This window comes from Okeania sp. SIO2B9, from assembly GCF_010672505.1.
Taxonomy (GTDB): domain Bacteria; phylum Cyanobacteriota; class Cyanobacteriia; order Cyanobacteriales; family Microcoleaceae; genus Okeania; species Okeania hirsuta.
In genome coordinates, this window is the sequence record NZ_JAAHGK010000711.1 from 1 (window position 1) to 4,032 (window position 4,032).

Sequence of the window (4,032 nt, forward strand, 5' to 3'; positions counted from 1 at the left end):
TCTTCTGAGTAATAGTGATTTAAACTTTTCCCAAGCGTTAAAATTGCCAATATTTGAAATAGAAGGAAAGCAACTACTCAAAAGAGTTACATTAATTGCACAAGCAGGAAAAATTCTCAAAGTTTTCTATCCAGTATTCCCGCCTGATAGAAATCCTGATGATGTAATTGATTGGTTACGAAATAATCTCGTGTAATAGTTAGTCAATAATCAGCTTAACAGTCATAGCAATTACATATTTTAAAAGCTCATTATTTATGCCCAAAACGAATTTAATATTTAAGAAAGATAGAATATTTGATTATAGATTTTCACCCTAGTTATATTATTTTTGGATAATGAGTTATATCATGTTCCCCCTCCGGGGGAGCTACGCTAACGGTTGAATACTTATAAATAACTTAGTGAGGAGTCAGGACTCAGGACTCAGAAGTCAGGAGGGAAGAAAAAAGGAAGGTAGAAAAGTAAAAACAATTTCAGTATTTCTTCGGTACTGTCAGTTCTTAAATTTTATTTATAACTGACACGTCCGAAGATGGTATTATAGCACTACGCATTAAGATGAGGACAGCTAAGAAACTTCAAAACATTACAGTTAAAAGTTTTGACTCTAGCTGATAGCTGTTTGTGTAGCATTCCGTAGGAAATGCTTATAGCTATATAATAAAATTTCTCTCTATAGTTTTGTTCTATCCCTTTAAATACTTGTCTTAGGGCTAAAGCCAAACTACAAACATAATATTAGACACTATGCTACCTCAATTTACTGCTGATTTTTTCAGATTTCAAAAAACTCTAAAAAATGCCCAATTGTCTGATTAAATTTTTCTGGATCTACCAAAAATGCCCAATGATTTCCCGGAACTTTTTCCATTTTTAAATTCCTTAAATATTTCCGATAAGGCTTAATTTGCAACTCACTTCTATTTACACCTTTTTCCGGTTGAATAAATAAGGTAGGCACATCAATATATTCTGTTAAACCAGACACCTGCATCACCTCTTCAAATATTTCATCCCGCGCCGGAATCACAAATTTACTTCCCCACTTACCATCAGCTTTTTCCTCCATACTTTCCTGAAAAACCATCTGTTGAAATTCGCTCCAACCTGCATATTTTCCTAACTTCTTTGCCTGAGCTTCTGCCTCAGCAAAACTATCAAATGGACCCATGCCTTTGAGGGTTTCTAAAGTCCGATAAAGAATAGGAAAAGTAACTTTAATTAATCCTGGCATTTTGCCAATAAAAATTGGGTCTATCAAAATCATACTTTTAAATATTTCTGAATTTTGTCTTGCCCAAATACAAGCTAATTTTCCTGTCCAAGAATGACCTAAAATATGAGCATCAGACCAGTTTAAATGCTCCATGAGCGCTTCTAAATCAGTAATTGTTTTCTCAAAAGTATACCCACTTTCTGGTTTTCCACTTTCTCCATGACCGCGCATATCTGGCGCAACAATATGATATTTATCCGCTAAATACTCTCCTAAACTTGACCAAACTAAAGCCACATCTGCCAAACCATGTAATAGCAAAAGTGGCTGTTTTTTCTCTTGACTTTCCTCTGACTGCCACTCCAAGTAAGAAAGTTGAATATCAGGTAAATTTAAAGTTTTGCGAGTATAAACCATAATTAAAAGTGTTTCTCAAGTTACTGTAGCTAGCTTTGGCTTTTTATTTTATCTTCCGAAGCAATCTCAATCTTACTTAGTAATTACACTTTAAACAAACGGAGTAGAGTCAACCATCACCTACAACATAATTTTTCATTTTATGAAGCACCAGAAAGCCGAATCAAAAAAAGAGCTTGCATCCTCAAATCAAACTTGATAGTATAGTGTTGGTGGGTCGGTTTCGCCCCTACGCATGATGTTTTATTCAACATAAATTGACAGCTAGGCGATCGCCAATCTCCAGAAAAACCACCCCAGGGTTAACGAAGTCAGAACTCAGAAGTCAGTAGGGGGGGGAACGGCCGTTCCCCCCCTACAGAAGTTATTTTTGTAACGGGGATTTGAGAAAAGCTCCAAAAATATTTCGCCGATCAAGGCGGGGTTGCGCGACCCATATTATTTTAATCAAAAATAATCATTTTATTGAGCACCAAAAAAAGTCGGCGGGGAATCAAAAATGAGCTTGCATCCCCAAACAAATTTTGATAGTATAATGCTAGTGGGTGGAACTCACCCCTACACATGATGTTTTATTCAACATAAAAACCCTAGAACAAAGAAATTAATATTTATTTACCCTACAACTTCAAACATCAGAAAAAAACAATATTAAACCATGAATAGTTCCGAACAAACCTCTTGGAATAACATCATCGAAGCCTTCCGCCAAATCTGGGGATATGATAATTTTCGACCACCACAAGGAGAAATAATTAGTTGCTTATTAAAAGGAAAAGACGCCTTAATAATCATGCCAACTGGAGGAGGAAAATCAATCTGTTTTCAACTACCAGCTCTACTAAAAACAGGCTTAACTTTAGTAATATCCCCCTTAGTTGCCCTGATGGAAAATCAAGTTCAAGAATTGCGCGATCGCTCACTTCCTGCCTCTCTTCTCCATAGTCAAATTCCCAATTCCCAAAAACAAAAAACCCTTCAAGCATTACAACAAAAAAAACTAAGATTACTTTATCTTTCCCCAGAAACATTATTTAATCAAAAAGTTTGGAATTTGCTCTGCCAACCCCAGATAAAAATCAACGGTTTAATATTAGATGAAGCTCATTGTCTAGTACAGTGGGGAGAAACTTTTCGTCCTGCTTATCGTCGTTTAGGAGCAGTACGTTCAGCACTAATTAAATCTAAAGCTCCAAGTACTAAAATTGCTATTGCCGCCTTTACCGCCACTGCCGACCCCCAAGCCCAAAATATTATCAAAAAAACTTTACAACTGCAAAACCCACAAGCATTTTTACTTAGCCCCTACCGAAATAACTTATATTTAAAAATTCAAAAAATTTGTACTCCTAGAAGTCGCCGTCAACAGTTATTTAAGTTTATCAAAACCAGAGAAAAACAGGCAGGTTTAATTTACGTTAGAACCAGAAAAGACAGTGAAAACTTAGCAGAAATATTACGACAAAAAAATTATAAAACTATAGCTTATCACGCAGGTTTAAGTGCAGAAGAAAGACGAAATATAGAGAAAGCTTGGATAGGTGGAGAAATAAATTTTGTGGTCTGTACATCTGCCTTTGGTATGGGAATAAATAAACCAGATGTGCGGTGGGTAATACATTTTCAAGCACCATCACTTTTGTCTGAATATATTCAAGAAGTCGGTAGAGGAGGTAGAGATGGGAAACCTGCCGAAGCTTTAACATTAGTCAGCGAACCTACTGGTTGGTTAGACCCAGAGGATAAGCAAAGACAAAAATTTCTAGTGGATAAGTTGCGATCGCAACATCAAACAGCCCAAAAATTAATCAAACAACTGCCAACTACAGGAAATATTGATACTGTAACAGATGAATTTCCTGATGCAGCGATCGCCCTCTCTATCTTGCACTCTTCTGGAAAACTGAGATGGCGCGATCCCTTTAACTATATTATGAATAAATCTGCTACTGGCAAAACAGCATCCTTAGATTACAATTCCGGTATTCAGGAAACAAATAGATATTTCACCACTAGCAAATGTCGATGGCAGTTTTTACTACAAGCATTTGGCTTTTCTAAGGAAGCTCAGAATATGCGTTGCGGTCACTGCGATAACTGTATTAGAAAAGGAAGAGGAAAAATATTCAACAATTGATAATTAGGGTTTGCTGAAAAAGTCTTTTAGTAGGAGACAGGAGACAGGAGACATGGCTTGGGAGCGAGGAGGTAGGAGCTAAGTTTTGTCCCAAGATTGTTCTCCCCAACTCTTGCACAAAATGCTAGTTTTTTCAGCTTTAAGGAATACAGTCATCGGTTATCGTCTCAGCCCCATCGGAAACGCTGAAATCATGCGTCAAGCGGGCTTGGAGCCGGGAGATATCTTGCAATCGGTCAATGGCGTCTCGGTCACGGAG

The 4,032-nt window shown here is 36.9% G+C and carries 2 protein-coding genes and 1 pseudogene; 2 read left to right on the forward strand and 1 reads right to left on the reverse strand.

Annotated features, from left to right (window positions below; all coding sequences use genetic code 11):
* Positions 1-196 (forward strand): annotated as a pseudogene (locus tag F6K13_RS22070) (peroxiredoxin); the annotation flags it as partial.
* Between the two features lie 582 nt (positions 197-778).
* On the opposite strand, the gene F6K13_RS22075 reads toward F6K13_RS22070, so the two are convergent.
* Positions 779-1,636 (reverse strand): alpha/beta fold hydrolase, encoded by an 858-nt coding sequence (locus tag F6K13_RS22075; RefSeq protein WP_124146862.1) that lies wholly within the window; start codon positions 1,634-1,636, stop codon positions 779-781.
* Between the two features lie 658 nt (positions 1,637-2,294).
* Between F6K13_RS22075 and F6K13_RS22080 the strand changes: the two genes are divergently transcribed.
* Positions 2,295-3,773 (forward strand): ATP-dependent DNA helicase RecQ, encoded by a 1,479-nt coding sequence (locus F6K13_RS22080; RefSeq protein ID WP_124155304.1) that lies wholly within the window; start codon positions 2,295-2,297, stop codon positions 3,771-3,773.
* The last annotated feature ends 259 nt before the right edge of the window (positions 3,774-4,032 follow it).